Source organism: Vagococcus sp. QWL-13 (assembly GCF_058683555.1).
In genome coordinates this window covers 2,279,556-2,301,299 of sequence record NZ_CM178746.1, presented here as the reverse complement: position 1 = coordinate 2,301,299, position 21,744 = coordinate 2,279,556, and the positions used below count along the sequence as shown (strand labels likewise).

The following is a 21,744-nucleotide window of genomic DNA, read 5'->3' as shown; positions in this document are numbered from 1 at the left end:
ATATCATTATCTGATAAGATTTGCTTTCTTTCTTAGCTTGAAGACGAAAAATGATCATTACTTATTGATAAATGTATTTTTTATACAAAGAAATAAATTATGTTAGATTAAATATTATAAATTTGAGTTTAGTTACTGGAGATGATAAGACGAAACCTTTTTATTTCATTACTTGTGAAATATCTTGGCTTTGGTGGCCCATTTGACTTTAAGCTATACTAAATTTGTAAAGGAGGAGTACCAAAATGGATAGTCGACTTTCTCAGCTTTTTACCCTCATTTGCATCAAACGAAAAGAAATGTCAATTGCAGACTTGGCGGAAAAATACGGTGTCAGTCATCGGACGATTTATAATGATATAAAAAAATTGAATGAACTGCTTCAAGCCGCAAGTCAGCCGCAAATCATTATCAATAAGGGCATTTTGACATTTAATGATGATATTAATTTTGAATTTGAAAAATTACTTTTACTGGAGCCGGTGTTATTGGTGACAGATCCTAAAATACGGCGTATGCGGATTTTAGAAGAGATACTTCTGACACCAGATTTTTTCAGTCTAGAAGAATTGGCGCAGAAGATGACAGTTTCCCGTAATACGATTACAAAGGATTTAAGCTCTATTAAAAAGCAACTGTCAGCCTATTCTATTACTTTGGAGACTAAACCGTTTAAAGGTCTTAGAGTGATTGGGCAGGAAAAGAATATCCGCCATCTGCTTTTACAAACTTTAACCGATGACCCGTTGTTTTTCAATCTTAGTGAAGATAACAGGGACAAACAAATTTTGGAAGATGCAGAGAAGATTCTCACGAAGATTTGTAAAAAATTGGATATTTTATTAAGTGATGCCGCGTTTGACAAGCTTATTTTAGCTTTCTGGGTATCGTACCGGCGTCTGCAGATTGAAAAAAACTTGGAGAAAAAAGCTGCTAGTAATGTATTAGGGAACGAAGAGAAGGCTTTTTTAAATGAAAAAAAAGCTATTGAGGCCTCTTGGGAAAGAGAAGTTTCGGTACTTGAGATACTTCACTTAGCAGAAATATTTAACGAATCACCGGTAATCAATCAAGCGAAAGAGGTTTTATTTGAAAATTGGGTCTCTTTTAATTTGTTGGTGAATCAATTTATAGAACAGGTGTCCCAAGATTATCGTTTTCCGTCTTTTATTAATGATGCGCTGTTATTTCAAGGAATTATCAATCATTTGCGGCCAGCGTACTATCGGGTTTTAGCAAATAGTCAGCTGGAGAACCCTATGTACCTCTACGTATTAGAGAATTATGTTTCTTTAAACAGCTTGATTCAAAAACATGCCAATCTATTCGAAGAAGAATTAGGAATAAAGTTTGACGATCATGAGCTTTCATATTTCACCTTATTTTTTATTGCTTCTATTGAAAGAAATAATCATTTATTGCAACGGAAAGCGAACGTCGTTTTAGTCTGCGGCGAGGGAATCAGCACCTCAGCCATTTTGAAAAGCAAGCTTGAATCTGCATTTAGCTTAAATATTTTAGGGGTAATCAATCGGCGCAACGCGAATGAATGGCTGGAGGACAACTCGGTGGATTTGATTATTTCCACTATTGATTTTCAGCATCCCTCAGCTGAAACGCTAAAAGTCGAACCGTTACTGTCCAGAGAAGATTCGGATAAAATCCGGCAGGCGTTAAAACCTTTTTTGAAAACAGTAGAAATCACCGATATTATGCAGACAATTCAGAGAACTGTCCCATTGGACACATATCAGCAAAAAAATTTGAACAAGCAGCTGGCAAAATTGTTAGGTGTTAGGCAAATTAAAAATAATCAATTGGAGGTCTATCAGCCTATGTTAATTGAAGTATTGGATACAGATTTAATAGAAACTAATTTTCCGGCAACTTCACGGGAAGAGGCGGTTAGAAAAAGTGGAGAACTGTTAGTTCAAAAGCATCTTGCCAGTCCATCTTACATAGATGCCATGTTGGAGAACGTTGAAGTCAATGGTACTTATATTGTGATTGCTCCCGGAATCGCCATGCCCCATGCCAGACCTGAAAAGGGTGCATTGGATATTGGTTTGAGCATAGTAACTTTAAAAGAACCTGTTGTTTTTGGACATCCGAAAAATGACCCGGTAAAAATCGTGATTGGATTGTGTGCCGTAGATCATCAGTCCCATCTGAAAGCCCTATCTGAACTGGTGGAAATTTTAAGTGATGAATCGAAGATGAAGAAAATTCTTGCGGCAACAAAGACCGAAGATATCATGAATGTAATCAAAGGAGGAAACTAAGATGTTAAAGATTGTAACAGTTTGCGGAGCAGGTGTCGGCAGCTCAATGATGATGAGATTATTTTCCCAACAAATTTTGGATGCTGAAAACATTGAAGCCGAAGTAGAAGCATCTGATATTGGTTCGGTTAATCCGAATGCGTACGATATTGTTATCACAACATCGGATTTTGCCGATGCAATGAGGGAATCAACAGCAAAAATAGTCAGAATCGACAATATGATGGATAAAGAAAATTTGAAACGACAGTTGCTTGAAGCTATCGGAAGCTTATAAAAAAGGGGGAAAGACACATGGGGATTTTCATGTATATCATCAACAACTATTTAAGTCAGGCAGCATTTATTATAGGTATTGTAGTCGTCGTCGGAATGCTTGCACAGAAACAATCTTGGGATAAAATTTTACCAAGTGCTGTCAAGACCATGATTGGTTTTACCATGATCAATATTGGCGGTCAAACTCTTGGTGGAGCATTGCTGCCTCTGCAAACGATGATTGCAAAAATTTTCAATGTAGAAACGATTTCGACAGATATTGGTGCCGTACAGACAGAAAGTTTGGCTGAAATCGGAACAGAGATGGCCTTAATTTTTGCATTTGGATTTATTATGAACTTGTTGTTAGCTAGATTTACCCGATTCAAATATGTTCATTTGTCAGCACATGTATCATTTTTCTTCGCAGGATTGATTGCCGCTTTATTAAAATTTAATACGCCATTGCCATTTTGGGGTATCGTTGCTGTGGGGGCTTTATTACTCGGACTTTATATGACTTTCTCATGTGCTTATGTGGCACTGTTTACCGGAGAAGTTAAAGGGGCAGAAGGCTTTACTTTAGCTCATTCAAGCTCGTTTGGATTATTGATTGCGTCAGTGTTAGGAAAAATGTTAGGGAATAAAGAAAATGATCTGGAAAAAATCAACATTCCAAAAAAATTAAATTTCTTACGTGAAATGACCATAGCTTTAACAATCGTTATGACAATCTTATTTTTAGCTTTAGGTTTAATTGCTCATCCTTCATGGACTATGGAAAATGTTACCGGTGGGCAAGACTTGCTTGTCTTTTCAATTTTAAGAGGGGTGGAGTTTGGTGTTTGGATAACTGTTATTGTGACAGGTGTGAGAATGATGTTGTCTGAAATTATTCCGGCATTCCATGGGATTTCTGATAAAATTATCCCGAATTCAATTCCCGGACTGGATGTACCATTGCTTTTCCCGGCATATCCTACTTCTGTTATCGTAGGGTTCTTGTCAAGTTTAACTGCGGGTCTTTTGGGTATGGTTCTGCTGGCAGCCATTCGTTATCCAGTCATCGTTTTTCCAGCATTGATTCCAACATTCTTCACTGGGGCTGCAACTGCTATTTTTGGAAATGCACATGGTGGAAGAAGAGGCGCCTTAATCGGGTCTTTTGTAAACGGCTTAGTGCTAATTTTTGGACAGGCACTGTTATTGCCCCTCGTAGGTTCTTATGCACCGATTATGCGGATTTTAAGTGAAACAGATTACACTGTTTACGGTCCTGTTCTAGGTTTCTTGCTTAAGCTTATTGGCGGTGGTGCTTAATGAAACGACTTGCTATTTTTACAACTATTGCTTATCCGACGATGTCTGATTTTTTTGAAATTTTAGAAGTTCTTGATCAGCAAAAAATAGAATTTGTCGAAATCGGTCTTCCCGTGTCCAATCCGTTTCTGGACGGAGAGCTGATTCAGAAAACACATCAGGAAGCTTTGAAAAATATCTCTCTTTCTTTGGCAACACTAACAGAAATCTTAACAATCATAAAGGAAAGATTTTCATTTAAAGTAATCTTGATGACTTATAAAGAAGGAAAAGAAAATTACCAGTTGGATCAGTTGGATCATGGTCTTTATGAAGGCGTGATTTGTGTGGATGATTCCCCCTCTGAGAGCAACTTAAAAGGGCCAGTGCATTTGTTCACCGCAGAAAGTTCGACGCAGGAAATGTCGGGCTGGTTAAAAGAAGATTCACCTTTTGCATACGTGGTATCAACTCAAGGTAAAACGGGACAAATTGAACAACTGTCAGAAGATTATGTGGAAATAATAAAATTTATTCATGAGCATTCATCTATACCAGCATTTGTGGGTTTCGGTATTAAGAATGATAAGGACGTGAAAAGGGTTCTTGCCAATGGTGCAGATGGTGCAATCATCGGTACAGAATTTATTAAAACATATGAACATTCAGGGATTGAGGGCATACGGGATTATCTGAAGGAGCTGCAAAAATAGATCATCTCTTGAAAATAGTGTGGTTCTTGATTCTTTAGTAGTAATTCAAATGAAAATTGACATACTCCCATTGAAGTAGTTTAGATTTATCTACTTTGATGGGAGTATATTTGATTCTAAACAGTTTCAACAACATTGAATAACAGTTGCTCACTGTCAAAAACTTAGTAAAAAATATCAAGGTTTAACCATGAGTATAAAAAGACTCAATCATCAATAGAGTAAGAGACATCAAAGTTAAAAGTAAAATGTTGGCTGGAGAACCAGATGAACAAAATATTTTTTTAAAATCAAACAATTCCTCTTGAAATTTAAGCGAACATCAGATCATAAATAGTGGTTTTATTAAACATAATTCATTTTCATGCTATAGTTAAGGTGACAGCGAAAAACATTTCAAAGAAAGGATGTTTATCATGGGAGGCCCACTATCAAAGATGAGTTTTGAAGAACTATGGCAGCTGTTCCCAATAATCCTTACTCAACACCAGGATAAATGGGTTCAATGGTATATGGAAGAAAAGCAATTATTATTGACAATTTTGGATGATTTTAGCGATGTTCGTATCCACCATATTGGGAGTACAGCTATTGCTGATATTTGGGCAAAACCAATCATTGATATTCTGTTAGAGTTTGACCGCAGCGTTGAGTTACAGCTTGTGAAGGGGGTGCTTGAGACAAACGGGCACCTATTTATGTCAGAAAGTATCAATCGGATGTCTTTTAATAAAGGTTATACTGAAAATGGGTTTGCCGAAAAAGTGTATCATCTGCATTTGCGGTATATCGGAGATAATGATGAGTTATATTTTAGAGACTATTTGAACCATTACTCAGCAGTGGCTAAACAATATGAAGAGTTAAAACTTTCTCTTTGGAAACAATATGAACATGATCGTGAAGGCTATACAAATGCAAAAGGAAGGTTCATTAAAAAATACACGGAGAAAGCGAAGCAAGTCATAAATATAAATCACTAAAATAAGATATTTGAATCATTGAGGGCACCTGTAATCTTTGAAATTAGTTTTGAATGGATGAAAGTTTTGGTTAGATTGTTGTAATAAAAAAATAAGGTTGTTCTTGAAAACACCCCTAGAAGCCAGACAAGCATTCTGACTTCTAGGGGTGTTTTAAGGGATATGGGGCAACTAAAAGGCAGAGCTGGAATTAACAAAATTTTAAAAATGTACGGTGCTACAAATGAAATATTCCCATCTCTGACGGCTTGCAGCTCATTTTAGCGTTTTGTTTGTTAGCTCTCGGCTTCATGGTTGCTGTTCGTTGTATCTGAACATTGATTCAGCCGTTAGCAGAAAAAGTTGTGCATCAAGTCCCGGTTTATGAGGAAAAGTAAAAGATATTTTAGGGTATACTAGATGAATAGTTTGCCTATTTTTATTTTGAGGTTGACCCATAAGTCCTCATTCAATGCAAAAAGGAACGAAATCTTTTTATGATTTTGTTCCTTTTTTTAGCGATAAAAATAGCACTTCCTTGTATAATTAAAGTACCAACCATAACCAAAAGGGAGTGCTATCTATGTACAAAGATTATAACATGAATCAAGTCACTTTATCACTAGATTTAGAAATTTATTTGGAAAAGGGTGACATCGCTTTTGCAATCAATGAACTTGTAGAAAGCATGCCAGAAAAAGCCTTCTCGGTTTTTGACCATCAGATGGGTGCAACCTCTTATCATCCTAAAATGATGTTGAAGTTGATTTTGTGCGGTTACACGCAGTCTGTTTTTTCTGGCAGAAGAATTGAAGCGCTAGCTAAAGACAGTATTCGCGCTCGCTGGCTGACACAATCCCAGCAACCCAATTTTAGAACGATTAATCGGTTTCGTGTACATCCTCAGATGCAAGTGTTATTAGAAGAATGCTTTATTCAATTCCGAAACCTTTTGGTTTCCCAGAATCTTATCGAAACAGATGCCATCTTTATTGACGGTACTAAGTTAGAAGCCAATGCCAATAAATACACATTTGTCTGGAAAAAAAGCATTGAAAAGTATGAAGCTAAGTTGACAGAGAAATCAAAAGAGATTTATCAACAACTCGTGAAGGAAACCATCATTCCTTCTATTTGTGATGAAGACAAAGACCTTTCAGACAAAGAGTTTTCAAAAATCATCACGGCATTAGAAACAAGTGTAGAAAATTTGACTCAAGAAATTGAGACCTCTGACTGCGCTAAAAAACGAAAACAACTACGCTCTCAACGAAAGGCACCTAAACAAGCCTTGAAGCAATTCTCTGATTTTAAAGAACGTCAGTCACGGTATGTCCGTCAAAAAGCTATTTTAGGTGAGAGAAATAGTTACTCCAAAACAGATCACGATGCCACTTTTATGAGAATGAAAGAGGATCATATGCGCAATGGGCAACTAAAAGCAGGTTACAATGTCCAAATTGCGACCAATCAACAATATGTCCTAGCTTATGACATCTTTCCGAATCCTACGGATACGAGAACTTTAGTTCCTTTTTTACGGACCATAGAAAATACCTATTTTGATTTACCCGACTATATTGTGGCAGATGCCGGTTATGGTAGTGAAGAAAACTATGAAACTATTGTGGATGGCTTTGAAAAAACACCTTTGATAACCTATGGGATGTACCGCAAAGAGAAAAAGAGAAGTTTTAAAAAGAATCGTTTTAATCCTTTGAATTGGCGGTATGATGAGTTAAGAGATACCTATTTATGTCCCATTGACCGTGAGGTCCCGTTTAAACGTTATGCCAATCGTATAGATAACTATGGCTACCAACGACAATTAAAAATATACGAATGTCTTTCTTGTGAAAACTGCCCAGTTCGTTCTCAATGTACCAAAGCGAAGTCGGGTCGTAATAGAATGATTCAAAAAAACGGCAATTGGGACTATTTTAAAGCTTACGTTCAGACACTTCTGAAAGACGAACGAACAGGCAAATTATATGGTCAAAGAAAAATAGACGTAGAACCAGCCTTCGGAAATCTGAAGGCTAATTTAGGCTTCACTCGATTTTCAGTAAGAGGTAAAGATAAGGTGAGAAACGAATTAGGTTTTGCATTTATGGCGGTTAATCTGAGAAAGTTAACTGCCTATCAGCGGAAGAACCTCTTAAATAAACAAAAAAATAAGGGAACCAAAATCTTTTTATTGATTTTGGTTCCCTTTTTACTATTTTTGAGACTTATGGGTCAGCCTCTTTAATTTTTTCATTTGTCAAATTAAGTTAGACAAATCATCTTCATCTACATGGCTCATAAATACTTCCAGTGGTGTTTGATAATTTAGTGACTTTCTTGGAATATGATTTCTTTTTGAAGCAACAGATTGAATAAAGGATTCTGTCACTTCATTAAAATCCATACTTTTAGATAAACGGTCTCTGCGTAACAATCCGTTAGAATTTTCATTTAGGCCACGTTGTGAAGGTGTACCGGGATCGGCAAAGTAAATGTCAATATCATTGGTATTACTGATGGTCTTCCAATTGGAAAATTCTTTGCCACAATCAAAGGTAATTGATTTGGATAAATGTTTAGGCACAGCGTCAAACCATTGATTCAATCTATTTTCAATATCTATCGCTTGTCTTCCTTGAGGTTTCAGGGCAATGATTCCTTTAGACAGGCGTTCAACAAGTGTAATGACGGCACTTTTGTGTTTGACACTTACGATTGTATCTCCTTCAAGGTGACCAAATTCTTCTAAGTAATTAGTATGATCGGTTTTTCGTTGATGAATTGACCGACGAAACGCTTGTTTTCCGCGTTTTTCTCGATGCCCATTAGACTTGCGCTTTCCTTTCAGTGGCAGATCAAGCACATCGAACACGCCTTTTTCTAACATACGATAAAGTGTACGCACAGAACAATCCATTGGACATTCTGAACGGCCAATAATGACATCGGGCGGCCAATCTTGAGCCGCCATTTTTTGAACATAGTCTTTTTGTTCTTTAGGCAGAATAATCGAACGTCTCCCGCAGCGGGATTTGTTTAGTTTGTATTGTTGATAGTAATCTAATGCTGTTTTACCTTGTTTGAAACATTGATAAACCTTGTGTATGGTTTGCCTTGAGCGATTTAATTGACGTGCGACATTAGCGACAGATTCATTTACTTTGAAATAAGCTTCTATCATTACGAGTTCATCTGGTGTAAGATGGGTGTAGGTCATTTGTATGCACTCCTTATAATTCTTTCGTCGGAACTATTCTGAGTGTAGCACAAATGACTTTTTTAGTTGTCTAGCTTAATTTTACAATTGGCGTTTCCAAAGAATAGAGACGGCATTTTGCAATAATACCATTTAAAAATCTGTCTCAACTACTCAACCTAATTTTATAATCTGTACATATTTGAGTAATTTTTGAACAAATCACCTTTCCATTGAGAACTATGATAAGATTTTAATAGTCTATCAAAAAGTATTCTGCTAAATCAATGTTTGATAAAGAGAGGATTATTTGAATGGAATTTATAGATATGCACTGTGATACTTTGCTGAGAGCATTTACTGGTGGGGAAGAGACGGTCTATGACCTGCCTGACGATATGCTGGATGTGAAACGAATGAAGTCTGGAGGTGCATTGGCGCAGTTTTTTTCCATATTTATGTTACCCTTTGGTCACGACACTGCACTTACCAGTGAAACTTTCGAAGATGATTTTTACATAGATTCTTTATTGAGGATTTTTCAAAATACAATGACACAACACGGGGACATTATTGCTCCTGCCTATGATTATAAAAGTTATCAGGCGAATAAAACTGCTGGAAAGATGAGTGGCTTTTTAACTTTTGAAGACGGACGGGCGATTAAAGGGGATTTGGATAATTTAAAAAAGTACTATGATTTAGGTATTCGCCTAATTTCTTTGACTTGGAATTATAAAAATTGTTTTGGATATCCCAACTCTGATGATCCTGTGGTGATGAGTAAAGGATTGACTGACTTTGGAAAAGAAGCAATTCTATGTATGAATGAACTGGGAATTATTATTGATGTATCCCATCTTTCTGACGGAGGTTTTTATGATGTGGCGGAATTGAGCAAGAAACCGTTCATCGCTTCTCATTCGAATTATCGCGGATTTTCGCCCCATCCGAGAAATTTAACCGAGGATATGATTCGTGTTCTAGCCAATAAAGGCGGTGTGGCAGGCATCAATTTTAGCCCAAGGTTTTTGTCTGCGGATATCACTAGTCAGAAGTCAAAAATCAGCGATATGGTCAGGCATATAAAACAGATGATTCGATTTGGCGGAGAAGAGTTTGTAGTATTAGGGAGTGACCTTGACGGTGTGTCAGGAAATTTAGAAATTTCCAGTGTAGATAAAATGCCGACATTATTTGAAGCGTTAACCAAGGAGGGACTTTCAGCAAAGGAAATTGAAAAAATTGCTTATAAAAATGCTGAACGAGTAATCAAAGAGATTCTCTAACGAAGAAGATATGTAAGTTAACAGGGAAAGTGTTTACATTATTATTTATTTGTGTTATCCTACAAGCGTAATTAAGGAATGTTATTGGCGTTGCCAAGCATGACCGGTTTACCAAAATCCAGGAGATTTTGTGTAAATGGGTCTTTTTTGTTTTTTTTAGAGAGGAGCTGGGAGGATGAATATTTTTAGTCCCGTTAAAGGTAAACTGAAAGCACTTGAAATAGTTAATGATGAGGTATTTTCATCAAAAATGATGGGTGAGGGGATAGCTATTGTGCCGGAAGACAGGCAAATTGTTTCTCCGGTTGATGGTATCGTGACGGCTATTTTTCCTACAGGACATGCACTGTGTTTGCAGACGGAAGAAGGGATTGAGTTGTTGCTCCATTTAGGTGTGGATACGGTAGAATTAGAGGGAAATTATTTTACTAGCAAGGTGGCAGTCAATCAGAAAATTGAAACGGGAGAATTTTTGGTCGATATGGCTTATCAAAGTATTAAAGACACGGGATATGACACTGACATAATGGTTATTATCACTAACCCAAATGGAAAAATAGTTGAACCACTTTCGGCAAATGGAAAGGTAACAATTAACGATGTTATTTTAAAAATAAAGTAGGAGAAAAATATGATAATTAAACGAGTGTTGAATAACAATACAATCATTGTTCTTGATGAAAAGGGCGAGGAAATCGTTGTGAAGGGAAAAGGGATTGCTTTTGGGAAGAAAGTTGGACAGGCAGCAGATGAAACGAAAGTAGAAAAAGTTTTCAGACTAGATAACAAAGAAACGATTTACCAATATCAGACAATCATCAAAGAAACCTCAGATGATGTGATAGAAGTAGCTGAGGAAATCATAGAAATTATTAAAGCATCAGCAACTAAGAAAATCAATGATAAGATTTATATCACACTAACAGATCATATCTCTAATTTATTAGAAAGAATCTCGCTGGATATTCGTTTTGACAGTTCTCTCCTATGGAACGTTCAGGCTCTTTATCCAGAAGAATATCAGCTTGCGGTAAAAGCCGTTGAAATTTTGAAACGACGGATGAACAGTAAAATACCAGATGATGAAGCTAATTTTATCGCAATCCACATTGTAAATTCTGAAATGGATTTAGATTTTCAGGGGACCGTAGACATCACAAATACAATCAATGAAATCATGAAGGAAGTCACTCAATCATTTCCAAGCATCCAATATGAGAATGATAGACTGAATTATTCCAGATTCGTGTTACATATGCGTTTTTTATTACAGCGTATATTGCAAGATGGTATCCTGCAATATAATGAAAGCGATCAATTAGTGGAAACATTGATAGAAAGCTATCCCCAACAAGCGGCATGTGTTTCAGCAGTAATTGCCATTATCACAAAGAAATATCAGAAAGAAATAGAGGGAGAGCGTTTATTTTTGCTGATTCATATCATTCGTCTGACAACAGTGAGCGAATCATAGTAGCAGTAGTCAAGAAGGAATCAAAATAATTGTACTGGGAGGTTACGGTTCGGCCGGCTGGACCTTTATTTTAATCAAATAAAATAGATGGAGGTACAAAACAATGAACAATCAAGAATTAGCAACAAAAGTAATCGAAGCCGTCGGTGGTGAAGAAAATATTACTGGTCTGTCACATTGCATGACAAGACTGCGCTTTGTATTAAAAGACGAGAAGAAAGCAGATGATGAGAAAGTCAAATCAATAGATGGGGTGATGGGGCTCACAAAAAAAGGCGGGCAGTACCAGCTGATTATCGGCCCTACTGTCAGCAGCCTACATGATGTGATAAATGAAAAAGTCTCGATAAAAGAAACAGTATCCGCTGAAACAAAAACTCCGAGTGAGCGGACAACGAAGACAGCATTTAATAATAGTTTGGATTTTATTTCAGGTTCCTTGACGCCGCTGATCCCGATATTACTGGTGGCTTCGTTTTGTAAAACAATTGCAGTGATTATAGGACCTACGCTTTTAAATGTAGTCTCCGACACTAGCGATATCCACCAATTATTTATGTTTGTCGGAGATGCAGGCTTTTATTTCTTACCAGTTTTTATCGGCTGGTCTGCTGCTAGAAAACTAAATACAAGCATTCCTATCGGTATGTTGCTCGGTGCCGTCCTTTTATATCCTAGTTTTATGGAAATGGCAGAACAAAGTGTGAAGTTTACAGTTTATGGCATTCCGACTATGCTCCAGAATTATTCAAGCACAGTGCTACCGATGATTCTGACCATTGCAGCGATGAAATATGTGGAGAAATTTTGGAAAAATATTTCTCCGGATTTATTGAAAGTATTTTTAGTGCCGTTTGGAACATTGTTGGTGATGATTCCTTTGACATTGGTCGTTTTTGGACCCTTGGGCGGTTTTTTAGGAACCTATATCGGCAATGGGCTAATTGCTTTAAATACATTTGCCAGACCACTCGCAGTAGCTATCGTTGGTGCAACATTTGCAGTAATCGTTATGACCGGTATGCATCCAGTACTTTTCACTTATTTATTTACGGCTTTCCCTGCAATGGGTTTTGACAATTTTCTAATGCCCGGTATTTTAGCTTCTTCTTGGGCCGGTGCGGGCGTTGCCCTAGCATGTGTTTATAAATTTAAAGCGAAAGAAAAGAAATCTTTAACGATGGGTTATGTGATTACCTGGTTTTTGGGTGGTGTAGGAGAACCGTTGTTATACGGTCTATATGTTCCTTACAAAACGCCTTTGGTAGCAAGTATAATCGCAGGCGCTGTCACTGGATTAGTTGCCGGATTATTTAATTTAACGGCCCATGTGCTGAATATTTCAAATGGTGTTTATGGTCTTGCGGGTTTTGTAGGCGGCAGCACCTACAATTATATTATTTTAGGTGTAACCGTAGCTGTTGGATTGATTTCAGGTTTTGTCACCATGTTGTTTTTCCAATTGGATGAGACTAATAGTAAAATTAAGTGAAAGGAAGAAATATGAATTATTTTAAGGCGGAAAAAATCACCAACCATATCACTCGTATTCGAACAGCTTTTGAAGTGTGCTGTTACTATGTTCAAGGAGAAAACATGGGTGTCCTGTTAGATACTGGGCTAGGTTGTGGAGATTTGAAAAATTTTGTTGATTCCTTAGCAACAACATCTTACAAAGTGATTTTATCCCATGGGCATTGTGATCATGCAGGTGGTAGCGCACAATTTTCTGAAGTTTATCTCAGTCCTCTGGATTTTGATTTAGAACGCCGGCATTGTAATTTGGATTTTCGGCTACAGGAAATTAAAGGCGCACCTTTTCCAATTCCTGAATTATGGGAAGTTAGTCATATGATTCCGCAACGCCAGTCTCCTTATTTGGCACTGTCAGAGGATATGAGTTTTGAATTAGGCGGATTAACGGTTGAAATGATGCTCGTTCCGGGACATACCCATGGCATGATGGTATTTTTAATTCCAGAGGAAAAAGTTGCTATATTTGGCGATGCATCAGGTGAAAATACATTGATTTGCTTCCCCGAAAGTACTTCTGTCTCAACGCATTTAGCAGCACTTAAGAAACTGAAACAGTACGATGGAAGATATGAACGGATTTTGAGAAACCACGGATTATTTGAATCAGCACTTAATTTATTGGATAATAATATACTTACGTGCGAAAAAATATTAGCGGGAATAGATGACAGACTTCCTGTACATGTTCACGGGATAGATGGTTTCGCAGGGAAAGATCGAGAAAAAATACATTCAGAAGAAGAAAAAACCGGCAATATTGTATACACATTGGATAAATTGTAAGAACTAGCTTTTAGATGATTATCAGCTCTCTATATTCCTTCGGGAAAAACAATTATTATATTCAATCCGCTCCCACCAGAATATACCGGTGGGAGCGGATTTTGGTTATATTGCTAAACTAATGATTTTATCAAATTTAAAAGTGTGGTGATAAGATCCGATGAATATTTCTTTTAGTCAATTATATTTGATGATAGCGAGCTTAATTCTAATTCCGGTACCGATTCCTTCACAATAGGAGATTAAATGTGCACTCCATAGTGGTCTACGTTATGGAAGTGCACATTTAAATCAACAGACTTTACAGAGATTAGTTAATATTTTATTCCTTCTGTTAGTGATAACAGAGACCCTATCTTTAGAAAGATATTAAGTTATCAACTACCTAATGAAATCTTTTTGAGCTGTGTTTAAAAGGCAGTTTTTTCTCACATAATTTGACAAATAAAAAATATATAACATGCTTAACTTTTTCACAAGATAATATGGCAACAATTGTGCTGTGCGGGACCGATTTGTGAGCAAGCCAAAAGCCTTTAGCAATAAGTGCAATTCCTTCAGTATCACTGGCTCTAAAGTCATTTATTGGAAATCAGTGCTGATTTCGATACTGTTGGGGTGTCATCTTATGAATTTTTTTGAAACTATTATTAAAATAGACCGGGGAAGAAAAGCCTGCCATCTCACTAATTTCATACAGTTTAAGGTTAGTGGTTACCAATAATGACTGGGCATATTCTATCCGTTTTTGAGTCAGATATTGGGAGAAAGGAATGCCTGTTTCATTTGAAAAAAGCCGGCTGAAGTAGCTGGGGCTGACATCCAGCTCTCGGGAAATTTCTTCCAAAGTCACACGACGTTTAAATTCTTTGTGAATAATGAGCAGTGCTTGCTTAGTCAGGTGGCTGTACTGTTTACCTGGATTTAAGGCTGCTCTTTCTTCTTCCATCTCTTTGATAGCTTTGATCAGGCTGTTGATATTTTCGAAATCTTCTGATTGTACTTGACCTCGAAGCGAATCGTGATTCAAATCTCTGACAATCGGGAGAACAATCGAAAAAAATTCTTTCTCATCAATTAATTTGTTGTTATTTTCTTGCAAGAATTCTTTTAGAACTGTAGATAAAAGCTGCTGGTTCTTTTCCAAATCAGCTGTTTTTTGTCTCAGCCTACTCATGTCGCTGGATGGATAAGAATTGAGCACGCCTTTCCAAAAGAATTGTTTGTCTGGTTCAAAAAACTGCTGATCTAGTAGCTGATGGGTCGTGACATAGGCTCGATTTATTTCTTCTAGCGGGTGAAGATTACGATAAACTGCTAGTTTAACGGTAATACTTAACAATGATTTTATTTGTTTAGTAAAAGCTATCAACTTTTCTTTTAGACTGTTTTCGAATGAAAGTGCGCTGGGCTCTGAGGGATCAGCAATCAACAAAGAGTATTGATTTTGCCGATTGTAAAAACTTTCATATTCGAAAGGGCGGGAAAAGTGAGTTTCAGTTATGGCTTTGATTTTCTGATAGTAAGTTTGCAGAGAAGCTTCAGAATAATTCTGTAATATTTTTCTCCAGTTATCAAATTCAATCAAAACAATATAAAAATTGCTGGTGGATAGCTGCAGCTGATATTCTTCGCGAGCTAATTTGAAATCTTGTTCATTGATACCACCGCTTCTGAGTAGAGTTTGCAAAAATCGTTCTTTGTAAAGACTGTTTGTCTCACTAATATGACTTGAGGCTGAATAGTTTTCAGTCTTTTTTTCTTCCGATGTTTCTTTTTGGATTTTTTTTAAATAATTCAACATTTTATCGCCGATGAGTTCGTTTTTAAGGATATAATCGTCAGCGCCTAGTCGCAATGCTTTCCTGCTGAGCTCAAAATCATCGTGGCTGGTAAGAAGGATGATTTTATTATTGAAATTTTTCTGCCGTAATTCTTTTAAAACTGTCAGACCATCTTTAATGGGCATGGTGATATCCAAGAAAACAAGGTCAGGCTGGGTGTCTAAGATAATGTCGACAGCATTTTTGCCGTTCTCAGCTTCTCCAACTATTTTAATACCGGGAATTTTGCTTGTAACAGTAGCAATTCCTATTCTTACAAAATATTCATCATCAACTATTACTATCTTCATCATCTATCACCCTCTTAGCTGGAATTCTAACATTAACGATGGTATATTCCTCCACAACACTATCAATAGTGAGACCATAGGAAGGGCCGAAAATCAGTTGAATACGGCGGTTTATATTTCCGATCCCGATGCCGTTGGTCTTACTGCTCCTATAATTTCCACTCAGGATAGCTTTGATAGTTTCTGAATCTATTCCTACGCCATTATCTTTTACTTGGTAGTGGATATCATCATCGATAAGTTTAATGGAAATCTCAATCAAGATTCCGGTAGGTCTTTTTTCCAGACCATGGAAAACACTATTCTCCACAAGTGTTTGTAAAAGATATTTGATTGTGTAAAAATTTTTGACCTCGTCATCCACATCAAAGACCACATCAAATTTACCGAAGTAGCGTAAAGAAATAATATCCAAATAATGATGCATTTGTTTGAGTTCAACGGCTATAGGAATCGTTTCACTATTAGAGCGGGCAGCAAAATTTAATAGATGGTAGAAAGAGTCCAAAGCTTTCTCAACTGAAACATTTCCCTCCATATAGGCCATCCAGCGAATCGTTGAAATGGTGTTTGAAATAAAATGCTGGGAAATTTGAGATTGCAGGGCTTCATATTCTAGGCGCTGTTTCTCGGCTTCTTCTTGCTTCATCAGTGTAATCAATTTTTGAGTATCCATGATCATCAGATTGAAGGACTGGACCACTTCTTCAAACTCACTGGTAGAGTGTTGAACGGGGATTTGTACGGTCAAATCTCCTTGGCGTACTTGCTGCATTTTTTGATTGAGCATGTCAATGGGTTTCAGCATTTGTTTCGTTGTGATTGTCACGCTGAACAATGCTATTGCTAAACATAGTAGAGAAAGCAAAAAAATGGCTAGTATAACGGGCCACACAGAATTATAAATATCTGATTCAGGAAATAAGTTGTAAAGAATAAAACCATATTTATCCGAGTGGACCTCGGTAGTTATTTTATTTTTTTTCGATTTTTCAAAGTCTTTGTGCCAGTTTTCAAACGGGAAAGAGGAGGCCAAAAGCTGACGGTCTTGACTTAATAATAAAAATTCACTTTTACTGTCAGGTGTCCCAGTTGCAGTTAAAACGTTTTGTAACATTTTTACAGAAATATCGATACGCATAGCGCCCATTTCCTGATTTGTAGTCGGATTAATCAGCAGTCTCCCGACAGAAACTATCGGCTGGTCATCTCCGCGGAAGAGATCTTGCTGACGCTGCGGAAAAACCTGTTCATGCCTGTCTTCGCTGTTTACGAGACTTTGATACCATAGCATTTCCGAGTAGTCACGGGGTAAAATTGAGCGGCCGGAAAATTGTTTGTAATAGACCTCATCCTGGTTGAAAGAAAAAACAGTAACTGCGTAGATGTAGTCATGTTTGTAATAAATGTCTGTATAAAAGAAGTTGTCAAAAATTTTATCGTTTTCATTTTTTTTCTTTTGAGCCTCTTCAACTGGTAAATTGTCGTAGTCAGTTTCTAATGCTGTTACGATTTGAGGAGTAATCATAGGCTTCTGGGTCATCGTAACAATGGAATCGAAGATTTGTTCGATTGTCAGCATATGTTGGGTTTCAACAGCAGCAGCCGTTTCTTCAGCATTATTTTTTAGTTTATTGGAAATAAAAAACGAAATAATAATCGTGTTGAATAAAATAAAAATTGTGATGGCAGTGAACGTTATCAAAGTAATTCTCGTCTTAAAATTCATACTGTAAACACCCCTAACAAGTCCATATTACCAGATTATTGTCATTCTTGTTGGTTAAAGCATCAGAAAAACACAAAAGCGGCTGGGTTAGCCGTTCCTGTGTCTTAAATAAACTAGCATCAAAAGGACAATTTTTACGTTAGCCTTTGATACCCTCAGAGGCGATGCCTCGAATCAGTTGTTTTTGTAAAAGGAGGAAAAAGATCAAAATCGGTATGGTGATAGCGACAACACCAGCCATCGTAAGATTCAAACGGTTGAAGTAGGTATCTTTGAGTGTATTTAACCCGACAATCAATGTGTAGTTTTCTTTGGATGTGACAAAAGTCGACGGCACTAGATAAGCGTTCCATGATTGGACAAAGTTGAAAATAGCGATAGTTGCTATGATTGGTTTTGACAGGGGCAAGATGATTCGTATAAAAGCACCAATATAGCCCATACCATCAATACGAGCAGCTTCCAAAAGGTCATCGGGTATTGTTACATAATATTGGCGAGCCATGAAAACATATAGGGAATTTAACATAAAAGGTACGATGAGCGAAGCAATCGTGTCATTCATTCCCATGTTTGTAATCATAATATAAAGCGGTGTCAGTAATACCTGAAAAGGAATCATCAGAGTGACCATGACCACCATAAAAGCTACTTTGTGTCCCGGAAACTTTAATTTAGCAAGGGCAAAACCTGCTGTCAAGGCTGTAAATAGCTGACACGCTAGTGTGATTACTGCCACGATCAATGAATTTTTAAACCAAGTAAAAAAAGGGTTTTGTGTGAACAGGTTAACGTAATTTTCCAAAGTAAAGTTTTTTGGGGAAACTAACTTATTCACTAAATGCAGCGGCAATAAGGAATTGTAGATGGCATATACCAGTGGTAATAAGAAAATCGAGCCAAGACCAATCACCAAGAGATAAAAAAGGCTTCGTTTCATTTTTTTCATTTTATTGCTCCTTAGACGTTACTGTCAGCATTTGATAATTTGTTTTGTATCAGCGACACTACCAAAATAATCAAGAATAAAACCACTGCTATGGCAGATCCGTAGCCGACTTTATAGTAGCGGAAACTATTTTGATAGAAGTAGGTCAGTAACGTATTTGTAGACCCGGCAGGCGACCCTAAACCGCCATTTGCAGTCGTTACAGCGGCAATTTGGTCAAAGACCTGAAAGGCTTGAATGATAGAGTAGATGATGACGAGATAAGTGATGGGTTTCAGCAGAGGCAAAGTGATATAGCGAAAAGTTTGCCAGCTGTTGGCACCATCTATTTTTGTAGCCTCATAAACATTGATTGAAATAGTTTGCATTCCTGACAAATAATAAATCATGAAGAAACCAACCAATTGCCAGACGAACATGATGCCGAAAAATGGCATGGCCAACTTAGTATCAGCATACCAAGTCACGTTTTTAAAACCTAAATTAACTAAAAGTTGCTGTACAGCGCCGCCCTTAACAAACAGGTACATAAAAACTGTAGCAACAGCCACTCCGGCAATGGTATAAGGAATGAAATAAATAGTTCTAAATAACCCGCGACCTTTAAAATTAGCATTCAATAATAATGCCAAGAACAAAGCCAGAACTGTCATAATCGGCACAGTGATAGCGACGAACAGCAGCGTATTTTTCAATGCCAAGATAAATTTTGGGTCTTGGATCATTGCTGCGTAGTTGCCTAAACCAATAAATTTTTTTGCATCAGGATTGATATAAGAATAATCGTAAAAACTTAAAATAAAAGCCTGCACAAAGGGGGTAGCGAACCATAGAATCCAGCAAATAGCTGATGGGAGGATGAGAAGAAGACCTGCCTTCTTCTCATCTGCTCCCACGGATTTCCTTTTTTCTTTTTTGGAGTGCCAACCTTTTGCAATAGTACTTGCGCCAGTGATGTTACTCTTTTTTCTCATATTTCTTCCCCAATTCATTTAAAACATCTGCTGCACTCGTTTTATCACCGTCGTAGACATGTGCTTCAAGTGCTGTTGTAAAGTCGATTTTGAATTCTTGATCTGCAGGATAGCCAAAGCTGGTTGCTTGATTGATATATTCATCCATGACATTTAATTTAGGATTTTCTTCCCGGAAAACAGGCAAAGCTGCTTCAATGGAAGGGCGGTCTCCAATGATTTTAGAACGTTCTTCCTGAGCTTCTTGTCTGGACATGTAGTAAGCAACTTTTGCGGCAAGTTTTTTATCAACTGCACCGCTGGTAACAGAAATACCATAGCTGTGCAATGTGGAGCCATTATTGCCGTTGCCGCCCGGCATTGCGATAAAGTCATAATTCACATCAGGAGCAGATTCACGCATAGTACCGATATACCACGTTCCGCCAGTAGACATAGCTGTTCTTTCACCGGCAAATACTTCACCGTCCCAAGTCATACCCATGTCTTTAGCAGTAGTTGCCAAACCTTCATCAAACATTTTAAAGATAAACTCTAAGCCGGCGATATTTTCTTTTGAGTTAATTTCCGTACCGTCTTTCCAGCCGCCTCCGAAAGAATTCATGTACTGAGTAGGATGGAAAATATTTCCAATATCAATGGTCAAACCGACCACATCGTCTTTTGTCAAAGCTTTTGAGGCTTCGTAAACTTCCTCCCAAGTTGTCGGGTATTCCTTTAGACCGGCTTCTTTCCACATGTCGGTGTTGATTGCAAAGGTTGACGCGGCCGCAGTGATTGGAATACCATACTGTTTTCCGTTGTATTGCCATGCTTCAATTGCATTTTGGGCATATCCGGATAAATCAAATTCATACTCGTCCAGAGGAATTAATACCTCATTTTCTATAAGTTGTAAATGCTGTTCATTAGTAGCAATGACAATATCTGGTGCTGTTCCAGCTGCCACTTGTCCAGGTAATTTTTCATAGAAATCCGCGACTGTAGCATATTGAGCTGATTTGACCTCTTTGACACCGGGAACATTTTTTGAAATATCTTTTAAAGAAGCTTCTACTGCTTTATCTTCACCGGATGACCCCCAAAAACCAACAGTTAATACAACATCTTCATTTTTTGACTCCTTAGTTTCAGAAGTTTTAGAACCTGTGCCACATGCAGTTAGAGCCAATAAGGCTGAAAATGCTCCTAAAAATAAAGCGGTTTTCTTGAGATTTTTTTTCATTTTTTTTCTCCCTTTCTGTCGTTTTGACAAGTTCATTATATAATGTTGAAAATCTTATCTAAATGAGAGTTTTTTTTATTTCTTATCCTTTTTATTCATTATAACCTTTATCAGAATCTTCTGTTCATATGTTTTTATGTCCTTTATTTATATTTTTTTACCCCATGAAACAATTAACATAAACGATTGCAAATAAGAATAACAAATAGCAAAATAGATTATTTATAAATTAGCTGCTCTCACGTATCCTATGATTACAGTATAGTAGGTAGTTTCAATAATCAGGAGGGAATATGATGTTCAAAATGGAGAGTTTCTTTTGGAAACTGATGGTGCGAATCGGGGATATATTACTACTTTCTTTTTTATGTTTTGTAAGCTCGTTAGCGATTTTCACCTTACCAGCTGCAGTAGTTGCATTATTTATCACTGCCCAACAAACCATGCATGAAAGAGACTTAAGTATCGTCAAAAGTTATTATCAAAATTTTTTTTCAGCGTTTAAAAAGAACACACTGCCGGGCAATGTCCTGCTTTTAATCACAGTTCTCTATTTTAAATTACTCAAAAAATTAGCTGTCATTCAGCAGAGTTGGGCACAGTTTGGCGGCATCATTTTACTATTATTGTTGCCAGTGGCAATTTTATTATTGTTGTACTTTTTGCCGCAAATCGGGAAAAAAAGTGATCCAAATGTTTTTTTTAGACTTAAATGGAGCTTCTACCTGGCTTTTCGTCATTTGCCATGGTCGACTTTATTGATGGCACTTTTTGCTGGGAGTATTTGGCTGACCTTAAAGTTCATGCCGCTTCTTTTTTTTACATTAGCAGCTTTTGTTTTTGTTAATTGCCGAATCGTTAACAAGCTATCTCTCTATTCATTTAATAGTTTAAATAACCATTAGAAATTGTAAAAAGAAGGGAAATGATTAATC

General features: G+C 37.1%; 18 protein-coding genes. 12 read left to right on the top strand and 6 right to left on the bottom strand.

What is annotated here, in order from left to right; translation table 11 throughout:
• Positions 1-245: 245 nt before the first annotated feature.
• The 6 genes from AC4PHI_RS10745 (at position 246) to AC4PHI_RS10720 (ending at position 7,765) form a co-directional block, all read left to right on the top strand.
• Positions 246-2,282 (top strand): BglG family transcription antiterminator, encoded by a 2,037-nt coding sequence (locus AC4PHI_RS10745; RefSeq protein ID WP_492199863.1) that lies wholly within the window; start codon positions 246-248, stop codon positions 2,280-2,282.
• A 1-nt stretch (position 2,283) separates the two neighbouring features.
• The gene (locus tag AC4PHI_RS10740) at positions 2,284-2,559 is read left to right on the top strand and encodes a PTS sugar transporter subunit IIB (protein ID WP_492199862.1); all 276 of its coding nucleotides are present in this window, start codon (positions 2,284-2,286) and stop codon (positions 2,557-2,559) included.
• A 17-nt stretch (positions 2,560-2,576) separates the two neighbouring features.
• A complete protein-coding gene (gene ulaA, locus AC4PHI_RS10735) occupies positions 2,577-3,860 on the top strand; it encodes a PTS ascorbate transporter subunit IIC (protein WP_492199861.1) in 1,284 nt (427 codons plus the stop codon).
• Positions 3,860-4,552 (top strand): tryptophan synthase subunit alpha, encoded by a 693-nt coding sequence (trpA, locus tag AC4PHI_RS10730; RefSeq protein ID WP_492199860.1) that lies wholly within the window; start codon positions 3,860-3,862, stop codon positions 4,550-4,552. Before ulaA ends, trpA begins: the two co-directional genes overlap by 1 nt.
• A gap of 416 nt (positions 4,553-4,968) precedes the next feature.
• Positions 4,969-5,535, top strand: a complete 567-nt coding sequence (locus AC4PHI_RS10725; protein ID WP_492199859.1) for a GrpB family protein — start codon at positions 4,969-4,971, stop codon at positions 5,533-5,535.
• A 562-nt stretch (positions 5,536-6,097) separates the two neighbouring features.
• Entirely contained in the window at positions 6,098-7,765 is a 1,668-nt protein-coding gene (locus tag AC4PHI_RS10720; RefSeq protein WP_492199858.1) for an IS1182 family transposase, read from the top strand.
• Between the two features lie 12 nt (positions 7,766-7,777).
• Here the strand turns inward: AC4PHI_RS10720 and AC4PHI_RS10715 are convergent, their stop codons facing one another.
• On the bottom strand, positions 7,778-8,737 hold the full coding sequence (locus AC4PHI_RS10715; RefSeq protein WP_492199857.1) for an IS30 family transposase: 960 nt from the start codon (positions 8,735-8,737) through the stop codon (positions 7,778-7,780).
• Positions 8,738-9,030: 293 nt separating this feature from the next.
• Here AC4PHI_RS10715 and AC4PHI_RS10710 point away from each other — a divergent pair, with 293 nt between their 5' ends.
• From AC4PHI_RS10710 to AC4PHI_RS10690, 5 genes are all read left to right on the top strand, one after another.
• Positions 9,031-10,005, top strand: a complete 975-nt coding sequence (locus AC4PHI_RS10710) for a dipeptidase (RefSeq protein WP_492199856.1) — start codon at positions 9,031-9,033, stop codon at positions 10,003-10,005.
• 175 nt (positions 10,006-10,180) lie between these two features.
• Positions 10,181-10,627 carry a PTS sugar transporter subunit IIA gene (locus AC4PHI_RS10705; protein WP_492199855.1) on the top strand — a complete coding sequence of 149 codons (447 nt, stop codon included), beginning with the start codon at positions 10,181-10,183 and terminating at the stop codon, positions 10,625-10,627.
• Positions 10,628-10,636: 9 nt separating this feature from the next.
• Positions 10,637-11,479: a PRD domain-containing protein gene (locus tag AC4PHI_RS10700; RefSeq protein ID WP_492199854.1), complete on the top strand. Its 843-nt coding sequence runs from the start codon at positions 10,637-10,639 to the stop codon at positions 11,477-11,479.
• A 103-nt stretch (positions 11,480-11,582) separates the two neighbouring features.
• On the top strand, positions 11,583-12,971 hold the full coding sequence (locus AC4PHI_RS10695; protein WP_492199853.1) for a PTS transporter subunit EIIC: 1,389 nt from the start codon (positions 11,583-11,585) through the stop codon (positions 12,969-12,971).
• Between the two features lie 11 nt (positions 12,972-12,982).
• Complete coding sequence (locus tag AC4PHI_RS10690; RefSeq protein ID WP_492199852.1) at positions 12,983-13,798, top strand: MBL fold metallo-hydrolase; 816 nt, start codon at positions 12,983-12,985, stop codon at positions 13,796-13,798.
• Positions 13,799-14,390: 592 nt separating this feature from the next.
• On the opposite strand, the gene AC4PHI_RS10685 is transcribed toward AC4PHI_RS10690, so the two are convergent.
• The 5 genes from AC4PHI_RS10685 to AC4PHI_RS10665 all read right to left on the bottom strand — a co-directional run bounded on the left by AC4PHI_RS10685 (position 14,391) and on the right by AC4PHI_RS10665 (position 20,809).
• Positions 14,391-15,935 (bottom strand): response regulator, encoded by a 1,545-nt coding sequence (locus tag AC4PHI_RS10685; protein WP_492199851.1) that lies wholly within the window; start codon positions 15,933-15,935, stop codon positions 14,391-14,393.
• Positions 15,913-17,661: a sensor histidine kinase gene (locus AC4PHI_RS10680; RefSeq protein WP_492199850.1), complete on the bottom strand. Its 1,749-nt coding sequence runs from the start codon at positions 17,659-17,661 to the stop codon at positions 15,913-15,915. Before AC4PHI_RS10680 ends, AC4PHI_RS10685 begins: the two co-directional genes overlap by 23 nt.
• A gap of 139 nt (positions 17,662-17,800) precedes the next feature.
• The gene (locus AC4PHI_RS10675; RefSeq protein ID WP_492199849.1) at positions 17,801-18,610 is read right to left on the bottom strand and encodes a carbohydrate ABC transporter permease; all 810 of its coding nucleotides are present in this window, start codon (positions 18,608-18,610) and stop codon (positions 17,801-17,803) included.
• Positions 18,611-18,621: 11 nt separating this feature from the next.
• Entirely contained in the window at positions 18,622-19,584 is a 963-nt protein-coding gene (locus AC4PHI_RS10670; RefSeq protein ID WP_492199848.1) for a carbohydrate ABC transporter permease, read from the bottom strand.
• Positions 19,568-20,809, bottom strand: coding sequence for an ABC transporter substrate-binding protein (locus tag AC4PHI_RS10665; protein WP_492199847.1), 1,242 nt, complete (start codon positions 20,807-20,809; stop codon positions 19,568-19,570). The genes AC4PHI_RS10670 and AC4PHI_RS10665 overlap by 17 nt, the downstream gene beginning before the upstream one ends.
• A gap of 296 nt (positions 20,810-21,105) precedes the next feature.
• Between AC4PHI_RS10665 and AC4PHI_RS10660 the strand changes: the two genes are divergently transcribed.
• Entirely contained in the window at positions 21,106-21,714 is a 609-nt protein-coding gene (locus AC4PHI_RS10660; RefSeq protein WP_492199846.1) for a DUF624 domain-containing protein, read from the top strand.
• The last annotated feature ends 30 nt before the right edge of the window (positions 21,715-21,744 follow it).